The sequence below is a fragment of the Streptomyces sp. NPDC050439 genome (assembly GCF_040655335.1).
Taxonomy (GTDB): Bacteria; Actinomycetota; Actinomycetes; order Streptomycetales; family Streptomycetaceae; genus Streptomyces.
This window is the reverse complement of sequence record NZ_JBFAJT010000007.1, coordinates 522,397-540,168: the sequence shown is the minus strand read 5'-3', so window position 1 is coordinate 540,168 and position 17,772 is coordinate 522,397. Positions and strand designations below refer to the sequence as shown.

At 71.0% G+C, this 17,772-nt stretch carries 13 protein-coding genes; 6 read left to right on the top strand and 7 right to left on the bottom strand.

The window, feature by feature from the left end:
• Positions 1-41: 41 nt before the first annotated feature.
• The 5 genes from AB0I66_RS30305 to AB0I66_RS30285 are packed head-to-tail and all read right to left on the bottom strand — an operon-like array spanning position 42 to position 8,183.
• Positions 42-647 (bottom strand): ATP/GTP-binding protein, encoded by a 606-nt coding sequence (locus tag AB0I66_RS30305; protein ID WP_363211114.1) that lies wholly within the window; start codon positions 645-647, stop codon positions 42-44.
• Positions 628-4,362, bottom strand: coding sequence for a hydantoinase B/oxoprolinase family protein (locus tag AB0I66_RS30300; protein WP_363211113.1), 3,735 nt, complete (start codon positions 4,360-4,362; stop codon positions 628-630). Before AB0I66_RS30300 ends, AB0I66_RS30305 begins: the two co-directional genes overlap by 20 nt.
• 24 nt (positions 4,363-4,386) lie before the next feature.
• A complete protein-coding gene (locus tag AB0I66_RS30295; protein WP_363211112.1) occupies positions 4,387-4,791 on the bottom strand; it encodes a DUF742 domain-containing protein in 405 nt (134 codons plus the stop codon).
• Positions 4,792-4,800: 9 nt separating this feature from the next.
• A complete protein-coding gene (locus tag AB0I66_RS30290) occupies positions 4,801-5,241 on the bottom strand; it encodes a roadblock/LC7 domain-containing protein (protein WP_363211111.1) in 441 nt (146 codons plus the stop codon).
• A complete protein-coding gene (locus AB0I66_RS30285; RefSeq protein WP_363211110.1) occupies positions 5,238-8,183 on the bottom strand; it encodes a nitrate- and nitrite sensing domain-containing protein in 2,946 nt (981 codons plus the stop codon). Before AB0I66_RS30285 ends, AB0I66_RS30290 begins: the two co-directional genes overlap by 4 nt.
• A 440-nt stretch (positions 8,184-8,623) precedes the next feature.
• Here AB0I66_RS30285 and AB0I66_RS30280 point away from each other — a divergent pair, with 440 nt between their 5' ends.
• Positions 8,624-9,112, top strand: a complete 489-nt coding sequence (locus tag AB0I66_RS30280; protein WP_363211109.1) for a hypothetical protein — start codon at positions 8,624-8,626, stop codon at positions 9,110-9,112.
• A 37-nt stretch (positions 9,113-9,149) separates the two neighbouring features.
• Here AB0I66_RS30280 and AB0I66_RS30275 read toward each other — a convergent pair whose 3' ends face one another.
• Together AB0I66_RS30275 and AB0I66_RS30270 are read right to left on the bottom strand one after the other, a co-directional pair.
• Entirely contained in the window at positions 9,150-10,307 is a 1,158-nt protein-coding gene (locus AB0I66_RS30275) for an FAD-dependent oxidoreductase (RefSeq protein ID WP_363211108.1), read from the bottom strand.
• Positions 10,304-10,624: a bifunctional 3-phenylpropionate/cinnamic acid dioxygenase ferredoxin subunit gene (locus tag AB0I66_RS30270; protein ID WP_363211107.1), complete on the bottom strand. Its 321-nt coding sequence runs from the start codon at positions 10,622-10,624 to the stop codon at positions 10,304-10,306. The genes AB0I66_RS30275 and AB0I66_RS30270 overlap by 4 nt, the downstream gene beginning before the upstream one ends.
• Positions 10,625-10,813: 189 nt before the next feature.
• Here AB0I66_RS30270 and AB0I66_RS30265 point away from each other — a divergent pair, with 189 nt between their 5' ends.
• The 5 genes from AB0I66_RS30265 (at position 10,814) to AB0I66_RS30245 (ending at position 17,766) form a co-directional block, all read left to right on the top strand.
• Complete coding sequence (locus AB0I66_RS30265) at positions 10,814-11,665, top strand: IclR family transcriptional regulator (protein WP_363211106.1); 852 nt, start codon at positions 10,814-10,816, stop codon at positions 11,663-11,665.
• Positions 11,666-11,893: 228 nt separating this feature from the next.
• Positions 11,894-12,979 (top strand): S-(hydroxymethyl)mycothiol dehydrogenase, encoded by a 1,086-nt coding sequence (locus AB0I66_RS30260; protein WP_363211105.1) that lies wholly within the window; start codon positions 11,894-11,896, stop codon positions 12,977-12,979.
• Positions 12,976-15,417 (top strand): FAD-dependent oxidoreductase, encoded by a 2,442-nt coding sequence (locus tag AB0I66_RS30255; protein WP_363211104.1) that lies wholly within the window; start codon positions 12,976-12,978, stop codon positions 15,415-15,417. Before AB0I66_RS30260 ends, AB0I66_RS30255 begins: the two co-directional genes overlap by 4 nt.
• Positions 15,418-15,450: 33 nt before the next feature.
• On the top strand, positions 15,451-16,605 hold the full coding sequence (gene solA, locus AB0I66_RS30250; protein WP_363211103.1) for an N-methyl-L-tryptophan oxidase: 1,155 nt from the start codon (positions 15,451-15,453) through the stop codon (positions 16,603-16,605).
• Positions 16,606-16,638: 33 nt separating this feature from the next.
• On the top strand, positions 16,639-17,766 hold the full coding sequence (locus tag AB0I66_RS30245; RefSeq protein ID WP_363211102.1) for an aromatic ring-hydroxylating dioxygenase subunit alpha: 1,128 nt from the start codon (positions 16,639-16,641) through the stop codon (positions 17,764-17,766).
• Positions 17,767-17,772 lie beyond the last annotated feature (6 nt).

Here is a 17,772-nt window from a genome sequence, read left to right as displayed (position 1 = left end):
CGGTGGGGGTACGGGCCGCGGCTGTGCACGCACGCACCCGCTCAGGTGGTCGCGGGCTCCCTGGCCGCGGCGGCGACCGCCATCGCGTGCTGGACGACCCCGATGAGGACCTCCTTGACGGACTGCCGCTCGCGCGCGTCGCACATCAGCACGGGAACACCGGGGTCGAGGTCGAGCGCCTGCCGCACGGCATCGGCGGGGTAACGCGACGCGCCCTCGAAGCAGTTGACGCCCACGACGAAGGGTATGGAGCGGCGCTCGAAGTAGTCGACGGCCGCGAAGCAGTCCTCCAGGCGGCGGGTGTCCGCGAGGACCACGGCACCCAGCGCCCCGGTGGCCAGTTCGTCCCAGAGGAACCAGAAGCGGTCCTGGCCCGGGGTGCCGAAGACGTAGAGGACCAGGTCCTCGCGGAGCGTGATGCGCCCGAAGTCCATGGCGACGGTGGTGGTGTGCTTGTCCGAGACGCCGCTGGTGTCGTCGACCGGGCGGCCCGCCTCGCTGAGCAGCTCCTCGGTGCGCAGCGGTTTGATCTCGCTGACGGCGCCGACGAGGGTCGTCTTGCCGACGCCGAAGCCGCCCGCCACCAGGATCTTCAGCGTCACCGGCTCGACGGGGGCCTTGCCGCGCTCAGCACGCTTGAAGATCATCGCTCGCTTCTCCTGGATCAGTATCAGTTGCTTCGGGGGGTGCGCTTGCCGCACCGCTGTCGCGCGGGGCCGGACCGTATCCGCCGCCGCCTGGGGTTTCGATCACGAGTACGTCGCCGGGGCCGGCGTCCGCGAAGTCGCTGCCGTCCAGCTCCTGGACGCCGCCGTCGGCACGCTCCACGCGGCCCGCGCCGAGCGCTCCGGGGCTGCCGCCCGCCATGCCGTACGGGGCCACCCTGCGGTGCTGCGAGAGCGTGGATACCGTCATGGGCTCGCGGAAGCGGATGCGGCGCACGGCCCCGTCCCCGCCGCGCCACGTCCCGGTGCCGCCACTCCCCCGGCGCACGGCGAACTCCTCCAGGAGCACGGGCAGGCGCCATTCGAGGACTTCGGGGTCGGTGAGCCGGGAGTTGGTCATGTGGGTCTGGACGACGGAGGCGCCGTCGAAGCCGTCGCCCGCACCGGAACCGGAGGCCACGGTCTCGTAGTACTGGTGGCGGTCGTTGCCGAAGGTGACGTTGTTCATCGTCCCGGAGCCCTCGGCCTGGACGCCCAGGGCTCCGTAGAGGGCGCCGGTGATCGCCTGCGACGTCTCGACGTTCCCGGCGACCACGGCCGCCGGCGGCTCGGGCGCCAGCAGCGAGCCCGGCGGCACGACGATGCGCAGGGGGCGCAGGCAGCCGTCATTGAGCGGGATGTCCTCGGCAACCAGGGTGCGGAAGACGTACAGGACCGCGGCGTTGACCACCGCGAAGGGCGCGTTGAAGTTCGTCGCGAGCTGGCCCGACGTACCGGTGAAGTCGATGGTCGCCGAGCGGGCTTCGCGGTCCACGGAGACACGGACGCGGATGACTGCCCCCGAGTCCGTCGGATAGGCGAACTCGCCCTCTTCTAGTGCGTCGATGACTCGGCGTACCGCTTCTTCGGCGTTGTCCTGTACGTGCCGCATGTAGGCCTGCACGACGTCGAGCCCGAAGTTCTCGATCATGCGGCCTACTTCGTCGACGCCCTTCTGGTTGGCGGCGATCTGGGCGCGCAGGTCGGCGAGGTTGGTGACCGGGTTGCGGGAGGGGTAGGGGGCGTCGGTGAGCAGGCTCAGGGTCTCGGCCTCTCGGAGGCGGCCGCCCTCCACGAGGAGCCAGTTGTCGAAGAGGATGCCCTCCTCCTCGATGGTGCGGCTGTTGGCCGGCATGGAACCGGGGGCGATGCCGCCGATCTCCGCGTGATGCCCGCGCGACGCCACGTAGAAGAGGACCCGCTCCCCCGGGGTCTCCCGCTCCCCCGAGGTCTCCCGCTCCCCCGGCGCGTCGAAGACGGGCGTGATGACGGTGACGTCCGGGAGGTGGGTTCCGCCGTGATAGGGGTCGTTGACCGCGTAGGTGTCCCCGGGGCGCATGCTGCTGCCTCGGCGCTGGATCACCTCCTTTACGCTGGTGCCCATCGAGCCCAGGTGCACCGGGATGTGGGGCGCGTTGGCGACCAGGTTGCCGTCCGGGTCGAAGAGCGCGCACGAGAAGTCGAGCCGCTCCTTGATGTTGACCGACTGTGCCGTGGACTCCAGACGGGCGCCCATCTGCTCGGCGATCGACATGAAGAGGTTGTTGAAGACTTCGAGGAGTACGGGGTCGGCCTCGGTGCTCGCTGCGGAACCCTCGGGCACCGCCACACGTTCCATGACCAGGTGTCCCTCGCGTGACATGGCCGCCTGCCAGCCGTCGTCCACGACCGTCGTGGAGCTGGCCTCGGTGATGATCGCGGGTCCGTCGACGGTCTCGCCGTACGGCAGTTCCTCGCGGCGGTGCAAGGGCACCTCGCGCCAGGTGCCGCCCGTGTGCAGGCTGACGGTCCGCGCGGTGCCTCGGCGTGTGTCGCCGGCGAGCACGGAGAGGTCGGGCTGTTCGGTCAGGCCGGTGGCCTCCACGGAGAGCGCCTCGACGACGACAGGGCGGTCCAGGGTGAAGGAGTAGGTGGTGCGGTGGCGTTCCTCGAAGACACGGATCATGCTGTCCGGCTCGGTGAGCTCCACGGTGAGGGTGGTGTCGGTGCCGTCGTAACGCAGTTGGGCGCGGCGGGTGACGCGGATGCGGTCCTCCGGCACGTCCTCGGCGAGGAGTTCGGCGCGGGCCGCTTCCTCCAGGTCGTCGGCGGTCTTCAGGACACGCGGCATCGCCGATGGTTCGAGGCGGGCCTCCACGGACTGCTCGCGCATCGCGGTGGTGTCGGCGAGTCCGATGCCCAGCGCGGAGAGCACTCCGGCCATGGGGGGCACGAGGACGGTGCGGATGCCCAGCGAGTCGGCGACCATGCAGGCGTGCTGGCCGCCCGCGCCACCGAACGTCGTCAGGGCGTAGCGGGTGATGTCGTGGCCCTTCTGGACCGAGATGCGCTTGACGGCGGCCGCGATGTCGGCGACGGCGATCTGCAGATATCCCTCGGCGACCTGCTCCGGGGTGCGGTCGTCGCCGGTGTGCTCGCTGATGTCGCGGGCCAGCGCGGTGAAGCGGTCCCGCACGAGCACCTCGTCGAGCGGCTGGTCGCCGTCCGGCCCGAACACCCGCGGGAAGTGGGCGGGTTGGACGCGTCCGAGGGCGACGTTGGCGTCGGTGACGGTGAGCGGACCGCCGTTCCGGTAGCTCGCCGGGCCCGGGGCCGCGCCCGCCGAGTCGGGGCCCACGCGGTAGCGGCTGCCGTCGAAGTGGAGCACGGAGCCGCCGCCCGCCGCGACGGTGTGGATGTCCAGCATCGGCGCGCGCAGTCGTACGCCCGCGATCTGTGTGGTGAAGACCCGCTCGTACTCGCCCGCGTAGTGCGACACGTCCGTGGATGTGCCGCCCATGTCGAAGCCGATGACGCGGTCGAAGCCCGCGCGCTGCGACATGCGGGCCATGCCCACGATGCCGCCCGCCGGCCCGGACAGGATCGCGTCCTTGCCGCGGAACTGGCCCGCTTCGGTGAGGCCGCCGTTCGACTGCATGAACATCAGCCGTACGCCGTCGAGTTCGTCGGCCACATGCTGGATGTAGCGGTCAAGGACGGGCGACAGATAGGCGTCGACGACCGCCGTGTCGCCGCGCGGCACCAGCTTCATCAGCGGGCTGACCTCGCTGGAGAGTGAGACCTGCTCGAAGCCCGTACGGACGGCCAGTTCCGAGATGGCCCGCTCGTGGGCGGGGTACAGGTGGCTGTGCATGCAGACCACGGCGACGGCCCGGATGCCGTCCTCGTGGGCCTGGCGCAGCGGTCCGGCGAGCTGTTCGAGGTCGGGGGCCCGCAGGACCTCCCCTTCGGCGGTGACCCGCTCGTCGGCCTCGATGACCCGGTCGTACGGCAGCTCCGGGAGGACGATCTCGCGGGCGAAGATGTGGGGGCGGTTCTGGTAGGCGATGCGCAGGGCGTCGCCGAAGCCGCGGGTGATCACCAGGGCGGTGGGCTCGCCCTTGCGCTCCAGGAGGGCGTTGGTGGCGACGGTGGTGCCCATACGGACGGCGTCGATGCGGACGTCCGCCGTGCCGTCGGGGACGTCGGACGCATCGGTGGCGTCGGTGGCGTCGGAAGCGGAATCCAGTAATTCACGGATGCCGGCGACGGCCGCGTCGGCGTAACGGGACGGGTTGTCCGACAGGAGCTTGTGCGTGAGCAGCCGCCCGTCGGGGCGCCGCGCGACGATGTCCGTGAAGGTGCCGCCCCTGTCGACCCAGAACTGCCAGCCAGTCACGTCCCACTCCCGCTTCCGCGCTGTTCAGAGCGCCCGGAGGCCGTTGATCACGTCGCGCAGAATACTCTCGTCCGGCAGTTCCGCCGGGGGTACGGGACGTGTCACGTGCACCAGTTCGTCATCGACGAGATCGCCGATGAGGACGCGGATCACGCCGATGGGAAGGTCCAGTTCGGCCGCCAGTTCGGCGACCGACTGGGGGCTGTCACGGCAGAGCCCGACGATGTCCACGTGCTCCGGAGACAGCCTCCTGTCCGCCTCCGGGTCACCGGCACGGGCCTCCGCGATGACGACCGCGATCAGATCGAGGCGATGCTGGGCCGGACTCGTGGTCCGGCCGCGCGTCATGGCGTACGGCCGCACCACGGGCCCGGCGTCGTCGTCGAACCAGCGAGGCGTCCCCTGTGTCCCTGTGCCGTCTTCGCTCATACCCTCCCGCTACCCTCCCGTGGGCAGGTCGGTGCGCGGCGCCGTACCCAGATGCACACCCACCCTCTTGACCAGCAGCGTCATCTCGTACGCCACCAGACCTACGTCGGAGTCCGCGTCCGCGAGGACGGCGAGGCAGCTGCCGTCACCCGCGGCCGTGACGAAGAGGAACGCGTCGTCGAGCTCGACCACGGTCTGGCGTACCCGGCCCGCCTCGAAGTGGCGCCCGACGCCCTTGGCGAGGCTGTGGAAGCCGGAGGCGACAGCGGCGAGGTGCTCGCTGTCCTCCCGGGTCAGATCCTGCGATACGCCGGTGGGCAGGCCGTCGCCGGAGAGCACGAGCGCCTTGCGGATGCTGGCGACCCGCTGCACCAGGTCGTCGAGGAGCCAGTTCAGCTCCCTCGCCGCCCCGGGATTGGCGATGCGTGCGTCGGCCTTCGGTGCGGTCATCGACCGTCCCCCTCAGATGTCGTTCCTGGTGCTGTGCCGTCCAAGGCGTCTTCGCCCGCGGCGTTCTCTTCACGGCCACGCTGCCAGCCGCGCTGGAGCGAAGCCATTCGGCTGCGTACCTCGTCGGCGTCGCGCTCCTCCGGCCTGGTCGTGGCCGGGGCCGGGTCGCGCTCCGTGCGATGGTCCGGACCGTCCTTCAATTGTGGGGCGAGATTGGCCTGGCGCACGCGCCGGGGCAGTCCGCCGGGCGCGGTGGTGGGTGCGGGTGTGGGTGCCTGAGGCTCCGTACGCGGGGACTCCGTGCGGCGGCTGCGCCTCGGGAGGTCCGGCGGGGCGTCGGCCGCGGTGACGTCGCGGTGCGGCGGGGAAAGGTCGGGCCAGGCGGACTGCGGCTCGGGGCGGCGCGGCAGGTCGATGGGCTCGGCCGCGGGGCGGATGCCGCGGTCCCGGTCCACCGCACCGCCCTGGGGGCGTCCCACGGGGGCCTGAGTGCGTTCGGGGCGCTCGGGGCGCTCCGGTGCCGCTTCGTCGCCCTCCGTGGCGCCACGGGGCCTGTTGTGCGTCACGGGGCGGCCGTGGGAGGAGACCAGCTTCGGGGTCCTGCGGCGGGGCAGCTGTACGGGGTCTCCGGGGGCTGCGTCCGTGTCGTCGTCGGGGGCACCGAAGCCGTTGCCGTTGCCGCGTGCGGGCAGGTCGCCGGGGCGGGTGGTCTCGCGTTCGCCCGTCTCGCGCTCGTCGCGCGCCTGTTGGTGCTGCTCGTCGCCCTGGACCCCGGCCGCGCGGCGGCGCGGGCGGAAGAGACCGCCGCGCTCGCTGTCGGCGTCGCCGAGGTCGCCCAGGTCGCCGAGCGTGCCCGGGAAGGAGTCGAGGCCCGCCATGCCGACCGGCGCCTCCAGCTCGACGGGACCGTCGAGGACGGACGCGGGCAGCCCCGGCAGTTGTACGGGCACCTGGCCGAGCGCCGCCTGCTTGTCGCCCGCGGCGTCGCGGCCCAGGGCGTCCTTGGGCTGCGGCCGGTCGAGTCGGAAACCGACGCCGTTCGTGTCCGGCACGTCGTCGGTGAGCAGCGTCTCCGGGATGAACACGACGGCGGTGGTCCCGCCGTACGGGGAGGGCTGCAAGGAGACGCGTACGCGCTGGCGCTGGGCGAGGCGGCTGACCACGAAGAGGCCGAGCCGGTCGGTGTCGGAGAGCTCGAACTCCGGTGTCTCCGCGAGGCGGAGGTTGGCGTCAAGGAGGGCGTCGGCCGCCATGCCGAGACCCCGGTCGTGGATCTCCAGGGTGAAGCCGTTCGCGACGTGCTCGCCGAGAACCTGCACCGCGGTGTGCGGGGGCGAGAACACCGTGGCGTTCTCCAGGAGTTCGGCCATCAGGTGCGTGAGGTCGGCGACCGCGGGACCGGTGACGGCGATCCGCGGCAGACGGCGCACCTCGATGCGTTCGTAGTCCTCGACCTCGGCGACGGCCGCGCGCACGACGTCCATGAGCTGGACGGGCTTGCGCCACTGCCGGGACGGGGCGGCGCCGGAAAGGATCACGAGGCCCTCGGCGTGCCGGCGCATGCGTGTGGTGAGGTGGTCGAGGCGGAAGAGGTCGGCGAGTTCGTCGGTGTCCTCGGTCCTGCGCTCCATGGTGTCGAGCAGGGTGAGCTGCTTGTGCAGGAGCACCTGGCTGCGTCGGGCGAGGTTGACGAACACCTCGGAGACGCCGCGGCGCAGGTCGGCCTGTTTGACGGTGGCCTCGACCGCCGCGCGCTGCAGGGTGTTGAGGGCCTGGCCGACCTGGCCGACCTCGTCCTTCTCGTACGTCAGGCGCGGTGCCTCGGTCTCCACGTCGACCTGTTCGCCCGCGGCCAGGCGGCGCAGCACGCCGGGCAGCCGGACGCCGGAGGCCTCGTGGGCCTCCAGGCGCAGTCGGCGCAGGTCGCGGATGAGGCTGCTGCCGATGCGCACGGACATGAAGACCGAGAACAAGAGGGCGAGCAGACCGAACACGCCTGCGACGACGACACGCACGATCACGCCGACCGCCACCGGCTCGACACGCTCCTGGTAGCGGTCGCCGGCCGCCTTGTCGCGCTCTCCGAGATCCTTCAGCACCTTGCCCGAAGCGGCGTCCCAGCGCGCCGAGGTGACGGCGCGAGGGGTGCCCGGCGAGGATTCGATGACGGCCTTCTCGGCCGACCTGAGCTGGGTCGTCTCGGCGCCGTTCCAGTACCGCTCGTAGCCGGCGCGCTCGTCCTCCGGGAGCTGGGCGAGGTTGACCTCGTACAGCAGCGTGCGCTGGGCCCTGAGGTCGGAGATCTCGCGGATCTCGGCCTTGGTGAGCCTGCGCGCGACCAGTGCGGAGCCGAGCAGCGAGTCCTCGCGGGACAGCAGTTCACGCGCGCGTGCCACCCCGACCAGGGCCCGGCCCTGCTGGTCCATCTTCACGTCGTCGAGGCCGTGCAGGGTCATCAGGAAGCCGTAGCAGGGGTCGATCAGCTTCGTGTACATCTTCAGCGCGCCGGCGCGGGTGATCGTGCCTTCCTCGACCGTGCGGCGCAGCGACTCGATGCCCTCGAAGGAGTCGAGGAGCGAGGCGAGCCGGTCAGCGGACTGTCCGGTGACCTCGTCCCGCACGTCCGGGTGTTCGGCGTTGTCCACGACCTTGTCGATCATCTCGTCGGTGGCCGTCTGGCTGCGGCGCAGCGCGGCGAGCGCGTCCGAGGCGCGGGGATCGGCGAGATAGACAAGGGTCTGGCGGCGTTCCTGCTGGACGACCCGGGCGGTGTCCTCGATCGGGTAGCCGATCCTGTCGACGACATTGGAGACGTCGATGAGGTCCTTGGCCGACTGGCCGGTGAGGTACGTGGCGAATCCCCACATCGCGGTCAGGGAAATGAGCGGCACCAGCAGCAATGCCACGATCTTCCGGCGGATGGACTTCCCGCGAAAGCGCATGGCCTCCCCCAGATCGACCCCCTGCGGCCGCGCTATGGCCAGGGGCACACATGTGCGTCAACAAACGGCGTGAGCCTACTACTGACGCAGGAGTAACTCGAAGGCATGTCCGGACGGATTTCAGCCGTGACGCAAAAAGGACGTCCCCAGTTGTCCCTCCAATTCGGGAGATTGCATCCCCCGTGTGGCACATGCCACTCGGCACAGTCACCCTTGCCGATCAACCCAGTTGGCCGGAACTCTTCGCTTTTTTGAACCGGGCGGGAATCTTCCGGACTTCTTGTTCGTCCTTGAGTTAGGGAAACGGGGACAGCGGCGCCAGGGGAGCGCATGCCGCCATCAGGCGGCGTAAAGCTGCGTATACCGGGCAGCCAGTGGAGAGTCGGGTCCGCCGACATCTCAGCGAACGGCCCGAGAGCATCGGGGGAGTGACGAGATTGATGGCCACGGCAGAGCGCCAGAAAACGACCGGGGACGAGCACGAGGCAGCCGCGCGCGGGGATCAGCGCGAGGCGCCCGGGCAGCAGCCCGGCGAGGACCGCAGGGAGTTGTGGGTCGAGGAACCGGCGCGCAGACGGCGCCTGCCCGATCCGGTGCGTACGGCCGCGGTGCGGGCCGTGATCATAGTGGCGCTGACCCTCATGCAGGCGATGACGGCGTTCCTGTGCACGATGGCCGGATCTTGGCTGTCCTTCCCGATGGTGCTCAGCAGCGTGGCGAGCACCGTCGTCGCCACCTGGGGTGTCCTGGACGTGTGGGTGACACGCCAGGTGTGGAACCAGCGCAACGGCGTGGTGTCGGTGCCGAGCAGCACGGCACGTCAACTGCGGCGCGAGCGGCGCCGGGCCCGCCGACAGGCCCGGACGGCGGCGCGCAGCGAGGCACGCATACGCAGGCGCGGCGGTGCGGGGCAGTTGTCGCACCCTTAGGTCGCGGCGCCCAGGCCGTCCAGGTCGTCTAGGTCGTCTAGGCCGCGACGGGAAGCTCCGCGAGCAGACCGCGGCGCATGCGCATGAACGGGCGCGGCCGGTCCACCGCGAGGACCGCGGTGGTGTGCCCCTCCCGCTCGTACGCGGCGAGGAAGCTGCCCTCCTCCGGTGCCCCTTCGAGGAGGCGGACGGTGTCGTCGGCGCGCCGCCGCCCGGCGAACTGGATGCGGGAGCCGTACTGATCGGACCAGAAGTACGGCAGCGGACGCACGGTCTCGGCCGTGTGCCCGGCCAGCAAATTGCGTACGGCGACTCGGGGTTGCTCCGTGGCACTGGTCCAGTGCTCGGCCCGCGTGCCGCCCACGCGGGCGACATCGCCCACCGCGACGACCTGCGGCAGACCGGTCACGCAGCCGTCGTCGCAGAGCACCCCGTCGCCCACGGCGACGGTCGAGCCGGCGAGCCAGCCGGTGTTGGGGACGGCTCCGATGCCCACGACGACCACATCGGCGGGCAGCAGTCGTCCGTCGGCCAGCTCCACCGCGCGTACAGCCCTCTCGCCGTGCAGGGAGGCGACACCGGTGCCCGTCACGAGCTCCGCTCCCCCGCGCGCGTGCAGTCCCGCGCAGAACGTCGCCATGTCCGTGCCCAGTTGTGGGAGAAGGGGCAGCGGGGCCGCCTCGACGACCGTCACCTCGTGCCCGAGCGCCACACACGAGGACGCGGTCTCCGCGCCGATGAAGCCGCCGCCGATCACGACGACCCGCCGCGGCCCCGCGGTCAGCCGCGTACGCAACGCGCGGGCGTCGTCCAGGGTGCGCAGCATGTGCACCCCCGACGGGGAGGGCCCCGGCAGACGTCGCGCGGAGGCGCCGGTCGCGATGACCACCCCGTCGCTCGCGATGGTCCTGCCGTCCTCCAGGAGTACGGTGCGGCCGCGGGGGTCGAGGCCCCGGGCGCGCACCCCGAGCAGCCACTCGGCGGCGAGTTCCTCGGCCTCCTCGGCATCGGACAGGGCGAGTTGGGCCTCGTCGGCCCGGCCGACGAGGAAGTCCTTGGAGAGCGGCGGCCTGTCGTACGGTTGATGCGGCTCGTCGCCGATGATCACGAGCCGTCCGTCGTACCCCTGGGCGCGCAGCTCGCGCGCCGCGTAGAGCCCGGCGAGCGAGGCGCCCACCACGGTGATGGTTCTCATGCGGCGGAACCCTCCTCGGCCACGAGGTGGACATGGATCGTGCCGTCGTCGACGCTCACCCGGTGGGTTCGCACGGCACGGCGGGCGGGCAGACAGGTCGGCCGGCCGGTGCGGAGATCGAACGAGGCGGCATGGAGCGGGCATTCGACCAGACAGCCCTCCAGCCAACCCTCGGAAAGAGAGGCGTCCTGGTGGCTGCAGGTGTCGTCGATGGCGTAGATCTCACCGTCGGCGTTGAACACCGCGACGGGAGGTGTGGTGTCGACACGGACGGATTCGCCCGCGGGGAGGTCTTCTAGGCGGCAGACGGGAATCATGGGCCCCCCTCTTGATCTCTCTCGGCCGGTCCTGACGCCTTCTCGGCCCAGGACCCTTCGGTAACATGATGTTTCGCATGGCGCACGAGGGAGCGCTATGCGCAACAGACTCCGGCCGGGAAGCCCACCGCGTCAAGGGCTTCCCGCAGATGCGGCTTCAACGGGCCGCGAGGTGGTGAGAGTTGAGATATGACCGGCACGCGGAAACAGCCTGATCAGAACGAGGAGTCGCACGAGGAGCGCCCCGAGAACCGGCCCGGAACCCGCGAGAAGCAGCCGAAGGCCGCGCCGGCATCCGTCCAGTCCGTGGACCGCGCGGTCAGCGTCCTGGAGATACTCGCCCGGCTCGGCGAGGCCGGGGTCACGGAGATCGCCGACGAGTTGGGGGTGCACAAGTCGACGGCCTTCCGGCTGCTCGGCGTCCTGGAGAACCGTGGCCTCGTGGGCCAGGCCAAGGACCGCGGGAAGTACTTCCTGGGGGCCGGCGTACTCCGCCTCGCGGGGGCGGCGGCAGTGCGCCTGGACATCTCCCAGGAGGGCGGGCCGGTCTGCCGCGACCTCGCCGACGAGCTGGGCGAGACGGTCAACATCGCGATCCTGGACGACGACGCCGCGGTCAACATCATGCAGGCCCGCGGCCCCGCGTCCGTGACCGCGCAGAACTGGCTGGGCAGGCGCACGCCGCTGCACGCCACCTCCAGCGGCAAGATCCTCCTCGCCCATCTGCCGACGACGCTGCGCGAGGGGCTGATCGCACGGACACTGCCGCGCCTGACCGAGCACACGGTGACCGGAACGGTGGCGCTGCGCGGCGATCTTGAGGCCGTCGTCGACCAGGGGTTCGCCATCGCCGTGGAGGAGCTCGAGGTGGGCCTCGCGGCCGTCGCCGCGCCGGTGCGCGCGCACGACGGCAAGGTGATCGGGGCGCTCAGCGCCTCCGGGCCCGTGTACCGCCTGACCGAGGACCGGCTGACCGAGCTCGCCAAGCGCACGGTCGCCGCGGCCGTGGAGCTGTCGCGGCGAATGGGCTACGGCTTCTGAGCGACGGCCACCACAAGCCCGGGACGCGGGCGGAGCACGAGAGCCCAGAACGAGGGCGGAACCGGTTCATCTGGTTCCGCCCTCGCCTTGTGCGGGCGGCGTTTCGCTGTGCGCTGCTGATTTGCCAAGGGTTAACTCCCACCCCTTGACGGCCTCTTGATGGCGTTCCCACTATGTCTCTCATAGCGCAACCCGTCGTGCAGTGCGCAACAGCAGAGGAGTCTGGTCGTGCCACACGAGGTCCGTGCCGTCGTCGCCATGAAGAAGGGCGCACCCGTCGAGGTGCAGACGATCGTCGTGCCAGATCCCGGACCGGGAGAGGTACTTGTCTCCGTGCAGGCCTGCGGGGTCTGCCACACGGATCTGCACTACCGGGAAGGCGCGATCAACGACGACTTCCCGTTCCTGCTCGGCCATGAGGCGGCAGGCACCGTCGAGGCGATCGGTGCCGATGTCGCCGACCTGGCAATCGGCGACTATGTGGTGCTCGCCTGGCGGGCGCCCTGCGGAGCCTGCCGCTCCTGCCTGCGCGGCCGCCCCTGGTACTGCTTCGACTCACGCAACGCCGCCCAGCCCATGACCCTCCTGGACGGCACTCCCCTGAGCCCCGCCCTGGGCATCGGCGCCTTCGCCGAGAAGACCCTGGTCGCCGCCGGGCAGGCGGTGAAGGTCGACCCGGCGGCCCGCCCCGAGGCCGCCGGGCTCATCGGCTGCGGGGTGATGGCGGGTTACGGGGCCGCCGTGAACACCGGCCAGGTGGGCCGCGGCGACACCGTGGCCGTCATAGGCTGCGGCGGCGTCGGCAACGCCGCCATCGCCGGTGCCGCGCTGGCGGGGGCGCGCCGCGTCATCGCCGTCGACATCGACGAGGCCAAGCTCGACGGGGCGACCCGGTTCGGCGCCACGCACACCGTCAACTCCCGGGGCACGGACCCGGTCGACGCCGTGCGCGAACTCACCGGCGGCTTCGGGGTCGACGTCGCGATCGACGCGGTCGGCACACCGTCGACGTACAAGCAGGCCTTCTACATGCGCGATCACGCGGGGGTCCTCGTGCAGGTCGGGGTGCCCGACCCGGAGATGCGGATCGATCTTCCGCTGGTCGACCTGTTCTCACGGGGTGGCGCCCTCAAGTCCTCGTGGTACGGCGACTGCCTGCCGACCCGGGACTTCCCGATCCTCGTCGACCAGTACCTCAGCCGCCGCCTCGACCTCGGCGGCTTCGTCTCGGAGACCATCACGCTCGACCAGGTCGAGGAGGCGTTCGGCAGGATGCAGCGCGGCGAGGTGCTGCGTTCGGTGGTGGTCCTGTGAGCGGCCGTTCCACGGCGCAGCGCGTCGTCGTCATCGGCGGGGGCATCGTCGGGTGCTCGCTCGCCGACGAGCTGACCGCCCGCGGCTGGACCGACGTCACGGTCCTCGAACAGGGTCCGCTGCCCGCCCCCGGCGGCTCGACCTCCCATGCCCCTGGTCTCGTCTTCCAGACAGGCCCGTCCAAGACCCTGACCGCCTTCGCGACGTACACGGTCGAGAAGTTCGGGGCCCTGGAGGTGGACGGTCTGCCCTGCTTCAACCCGGTCGGCGGCCTGGAACTCGCCACCACGCCCGAGCGCTGGGCCGACCTGCACCGCAAGGCCGGATACGCCGCTTCCTGGGGTGTCCGCGCGCAGCTGGTCGGTCCGGCCCGGTGCAAGGAGATGTGGCCGCTCATCGACGAGAGCAAGGTCCTCGGCGGGCTGCACACCCCTGACGACGGGCTCGCCCGTGCCGTGCTCGCCTGCCGTGCGCAGATCGAGCGGGCACGCGCGCGTGGCGCGCGTTTCCTCGACCGGCACACCGTTACCGGCGTGGAGCATGAGGAAGGACGCGTCACCGCCGTAGTGACCGACCAGGGGACCTTCCCGGCCGATCACGTCGTGTCGGCTGCGGGTTTCTGGGGCCCGGTCATCGGGCGCATGGCCGGCGTCGACATACCCCTCCTGCCACTCGCCCATCAGTACGCGAAGACCGCACCGCTCCCCGAGCTCGCGGGCGTCAACAACCCGCGCACGGAGGCGTCGAAGCCGATCCTCCGCTTCCAGGACCGCGATCTGTACTTCCGTGAGCACACCGACCGCATCGGCATCGGTTCCTACGCCCATCGGCCACTCCCGGTGGACGCCTTCACCGTCCCTGCGTACGACGACGCGGCGGACATGCCGTCCTCGTGCCCCTTCACCGAGGAGGATTTCGCGCCGAGTTGGGAGGACTGCGGATGGCTGCTGCCCTCCCTGCGCGGCACCGACGTCGCGGAGGGCTTCAACGGCGTCTTCTCCTTCACCCCGGACGGGATGCCGGTCCTCGGTGAGTCGCGTGCGCTGCGCGGATTCTGGCTGGCCGAGGCGGTGTGGGTGACGCACTCCGCGGGCGTGGCCAAGGCGCTCGCCGAGTGGATGACCGACGGGCGGCCCTCCGTCGACGTGCACGACTGCGACCTCACGCGCTTCGAGGACGCCCAGCGCTCCCCCGCGTACGTCACCGACCGCGGCGCCCAGCAGTTCGTCGAGGTCTATGACGTCCTCCACCCGCTGCAGCCCATGGACCGGCCGAGGCCGCTGCGGGTGAGCCCCTTCTACGCCCGGCAGCAGGAGCTCGGCGCCGTCTTCCTGGAGGGCGGCGGCTGGGAGCGCCCGCACTGGTACGAGGCGAACGCCCCTCTTCTCGCGGACGTCCAGGTCCCCGAGCGTGATGCCTGGTCGGCCCGCCACTGGTCACCGATCGCGGCCGCCGAGGCGAAGGCGACCCGCGAGAAGGTCGCCCTGTACGACATGACTCCCCTGCGCCGCCTGGAGGTCTCAGGGCGCGGTGCGCTCGCCTTTCTGCAGCGCATGACCTCGAACAACCTGGCCAAGAAGCCCGGCGCGGTGACGTACACCCTCCTCCTGGACGAGGCGGGCGGCATACGCTCCGACCTCACGGTGGCCCGGCTCGCCCCGGACCGCTTCCAGATCGGCGCCAACAGTCCGGCCGATCTCGACTGGCTCCTGCGCCACGCCCCCGACGACGTCCACCTGCGGGACATCACGTCGGGCACCTGCTGTATCGGGGTCTGGGGCCCGCTCGCCCGCGACCTCGTCCAGCCGCTCACCCGCGACGACTTCTCGCACGAGGCGTTCGGCTACTTCCGCGCCAAGGAGACGTACATCGGGCATGTCCCGGTCACGGCGATGCGCCTGTCGTACGTCGGTGAGCTGGGCTGGGAGCTCTACACCAGCGCCGACACCGGGCTCCGACTCTGGGACACCCTCTGGGAGGCGGGACAGGAGCACAGTGTGATCGCGGCCGGGAGGTCGGCGTTCAACAGCCTGCGCCTGGAGAAGGGATATCGCGCGTGGGGCCATGACATGACCACCGAACACAATCCGTTCGAGGCGGGTGTCGGCTTCGCCGTCCGCATGGACCGCGGCGACTTCGTGGGCCGTACCGCACTCGAACAACTCGACGCCCCCGCGCGCAGGCTGACCGCCCTGCTGCTCGACGATCCGGCCGCCGTGGTCCTCGGCAAGGAGCCGGTCCACGTCGACGGGACACCGGCCGGGTACGTCACCAGCGCCTCGTACGGCTACACGCTGGGCCGATGTGTCGCCTACGCGTGGCTTCCGCCGCTGGAGGCGGGCACGGGCGTGCACGTCGAGTACTTCGGCGAGAAGGTGCCCGCCACGGTCGCCGAAGAGCCCCTGTTCGACCCGAAGATGACCCGCATCCGCCGCTAGAGGCCAAGCGGCCGCTGTTCTGGAGGAAGCTCTGTGTCCCCCACCTATGACGTGATCGTGATCGGCCTCGGCGGCATGGGCAGCGCCGCCGCCCACCACCTGTCCGCGCGCGGCGCCCGCGTCCTCGGCCTGGAGAAGTTCGGCCCCGTCCACAACCGCGGCTCCAGCCACGGCGGTTCACGCATCACCCGGCAGTCCTACTTCGAGGACCCCGCGTACGTACCGCTGCTCCTTCGCTCGTACGAGCTGTACGCGCGCCTCGAACGCGACACCGGCCGCGAGATCGCCACCCTGTGCGGCGGCGTGATGATCGGCCGGCCCGAGAGCCGCACCGTCTCCGGCTCGCTGCTCTCCGCGCGCCAGTGGGACCTGCCCCACGAGATGCTCGACGCCACCGAGATACGCCGCCGGTTCCCGACGCTCGCTCCACGGGACGACGAGGTCGCGCTGTACGAGTCGCGGGCCGGGCTCGTCCGTCCCGAGAACACCGTCGCCGCCCATCTGCAGCTCGCCACGCAGCAGGGCGCCGACCTGCACTTCGAGGAGCCGATGACGCGCTGGGAGCCGTATCGGGACGGCGTCCGCGTGCACACCCCCGAAGACACCTATACCGCCGGTCAGTTGGTCATCTGCCCGGGGGCCTGGGCGCCGCAGCTCCTGACCGACATCGGGGTGCCGTTCACCATCGAGCGACAGGTCATGTACTGGTTCCAGCCGACGGGCGGTGTGCGGCCCTTCCTGCCGCAGAACCACCCGATCTACATCTGGGAGGACGCGGACGACGTGCAGGTCTACGGCTTCCCCGCCATCGACGGACCCGACCTCGGCGCCAAGGTCGCCTTCTTCCGCAAGGGAACGCCCTGCACGCCCGAGACCATCGAGCGCACGGTCCACGAGGACGAGGTCGCCGCGATGGCGGAGCACATGGCGGGCCACATCCCCTCCCTGCCCGGGCGCTTCCTCAAGGCCGCGACCTGCATGTACTCCAACTCGCCCGACGAACACTTCGTCATCGCCCGCCACCCGGCCCACCCGGACTCGGTCACCGTGGCCGCCGGGTTCTCCGGGCACGGCTTCAAGTTCGTGCCGGTCGTCGGCGAGATCGTCGCCGATCTCGCGCTGCGGGGCACCACCGATCACCCCATCGAGCTCTTCGACCCCAGCCGCCTTGCCGCCGCGCCCGCTTGAGGACTGCCGCGCCCGCCCGAGGAGAACGCCACCGTGACGACGACCCCCGAGGCCCCGTCCGCCGCCAGCCTGCTGACCACGCTGCCCGGCCACTTCTACACCGACCCCGAGATCTTCCGGCAGGAGCAGGAACGCGTCTTCGAGTCGCTCTGGTTCTGCGCGGTGCGCGCCGCCGACCTCGGCAAACCCGGCGCCTTCCGCACCGTCCAGGTCGGCCGCGAGAGCGTACTGATCACCCGCTCACGCTCCGGGGAGCTGCGCGCCTTCCTCAACATCTGCCGGCACCGCGGCGCCCGGCTCTGCACCCAGGAGGCGGGCGAGGTGCGCCGCGCGCTCCAATGCCCGTACCACGCATGGACGTACGACCTCGAAGGCAAGCTGATCGCCGCGCCGAACCTGGTGAAGATGCCGGACGTCGACCGCACCGCGTACGGCCTGGTCAAGGTCGCGCTGCGGGAGTGGCTCGGCTACGCCTGGGTGTGCCTGGCCGACGAACCGCCGTCCTTCGAGGAGAACGTCATCGGCGCGGCCGTCGAACGCCTGGGCGACACGGCGTCCATAGAGCGCTACGGGACGGAGTCGCTGGCCCTCGGCAAACGCGTCACGTACGACGTACGGGCCAACTGGAAGCTGATCGTCGAGAACTTCATGGAGTGCTATCACTGCGCGACCATCCACCCCGAACTGACCGATGTCCTGCCGGAGTTCGCGGACGGGTTCGCCGCCCAGTACTACGTCGGGCACGGAGCCTCCTTCGGCGAGGAGGTCAGCGGGTTCACCGTCGACGGCAGCCCCGGCTTCGACCGGCTCCCCGAGGTCGCCGAGGACCAGGACCGCCGCTACTACGCGATCACGATCAAGCCGACCGTCTTCATCAACCTCGTCCCCGACCATGTGATCCTGCACCGGATGTTCCCGCTGGCCGAGGACCGCACGGTCGTCGAGTGCGACTGGCTGTACGCGCCCGAGGTCGTCGCGTCCGGCGTCGACCTCACCAGATCGGTGGAGCTCTTCCACCGGGTCAACGAACAGGACTTCGAGGCCTGCGAGCGCACCCAGCCCGCGATGGCGTCACGCGCCTACCGCGCGGGCGGGGTGCTCGTGCCGACCGAGCACCACATCGGCCTCTTCCACGAGTGGCTGGCCGACCGGCTGGCCTAGGGACTG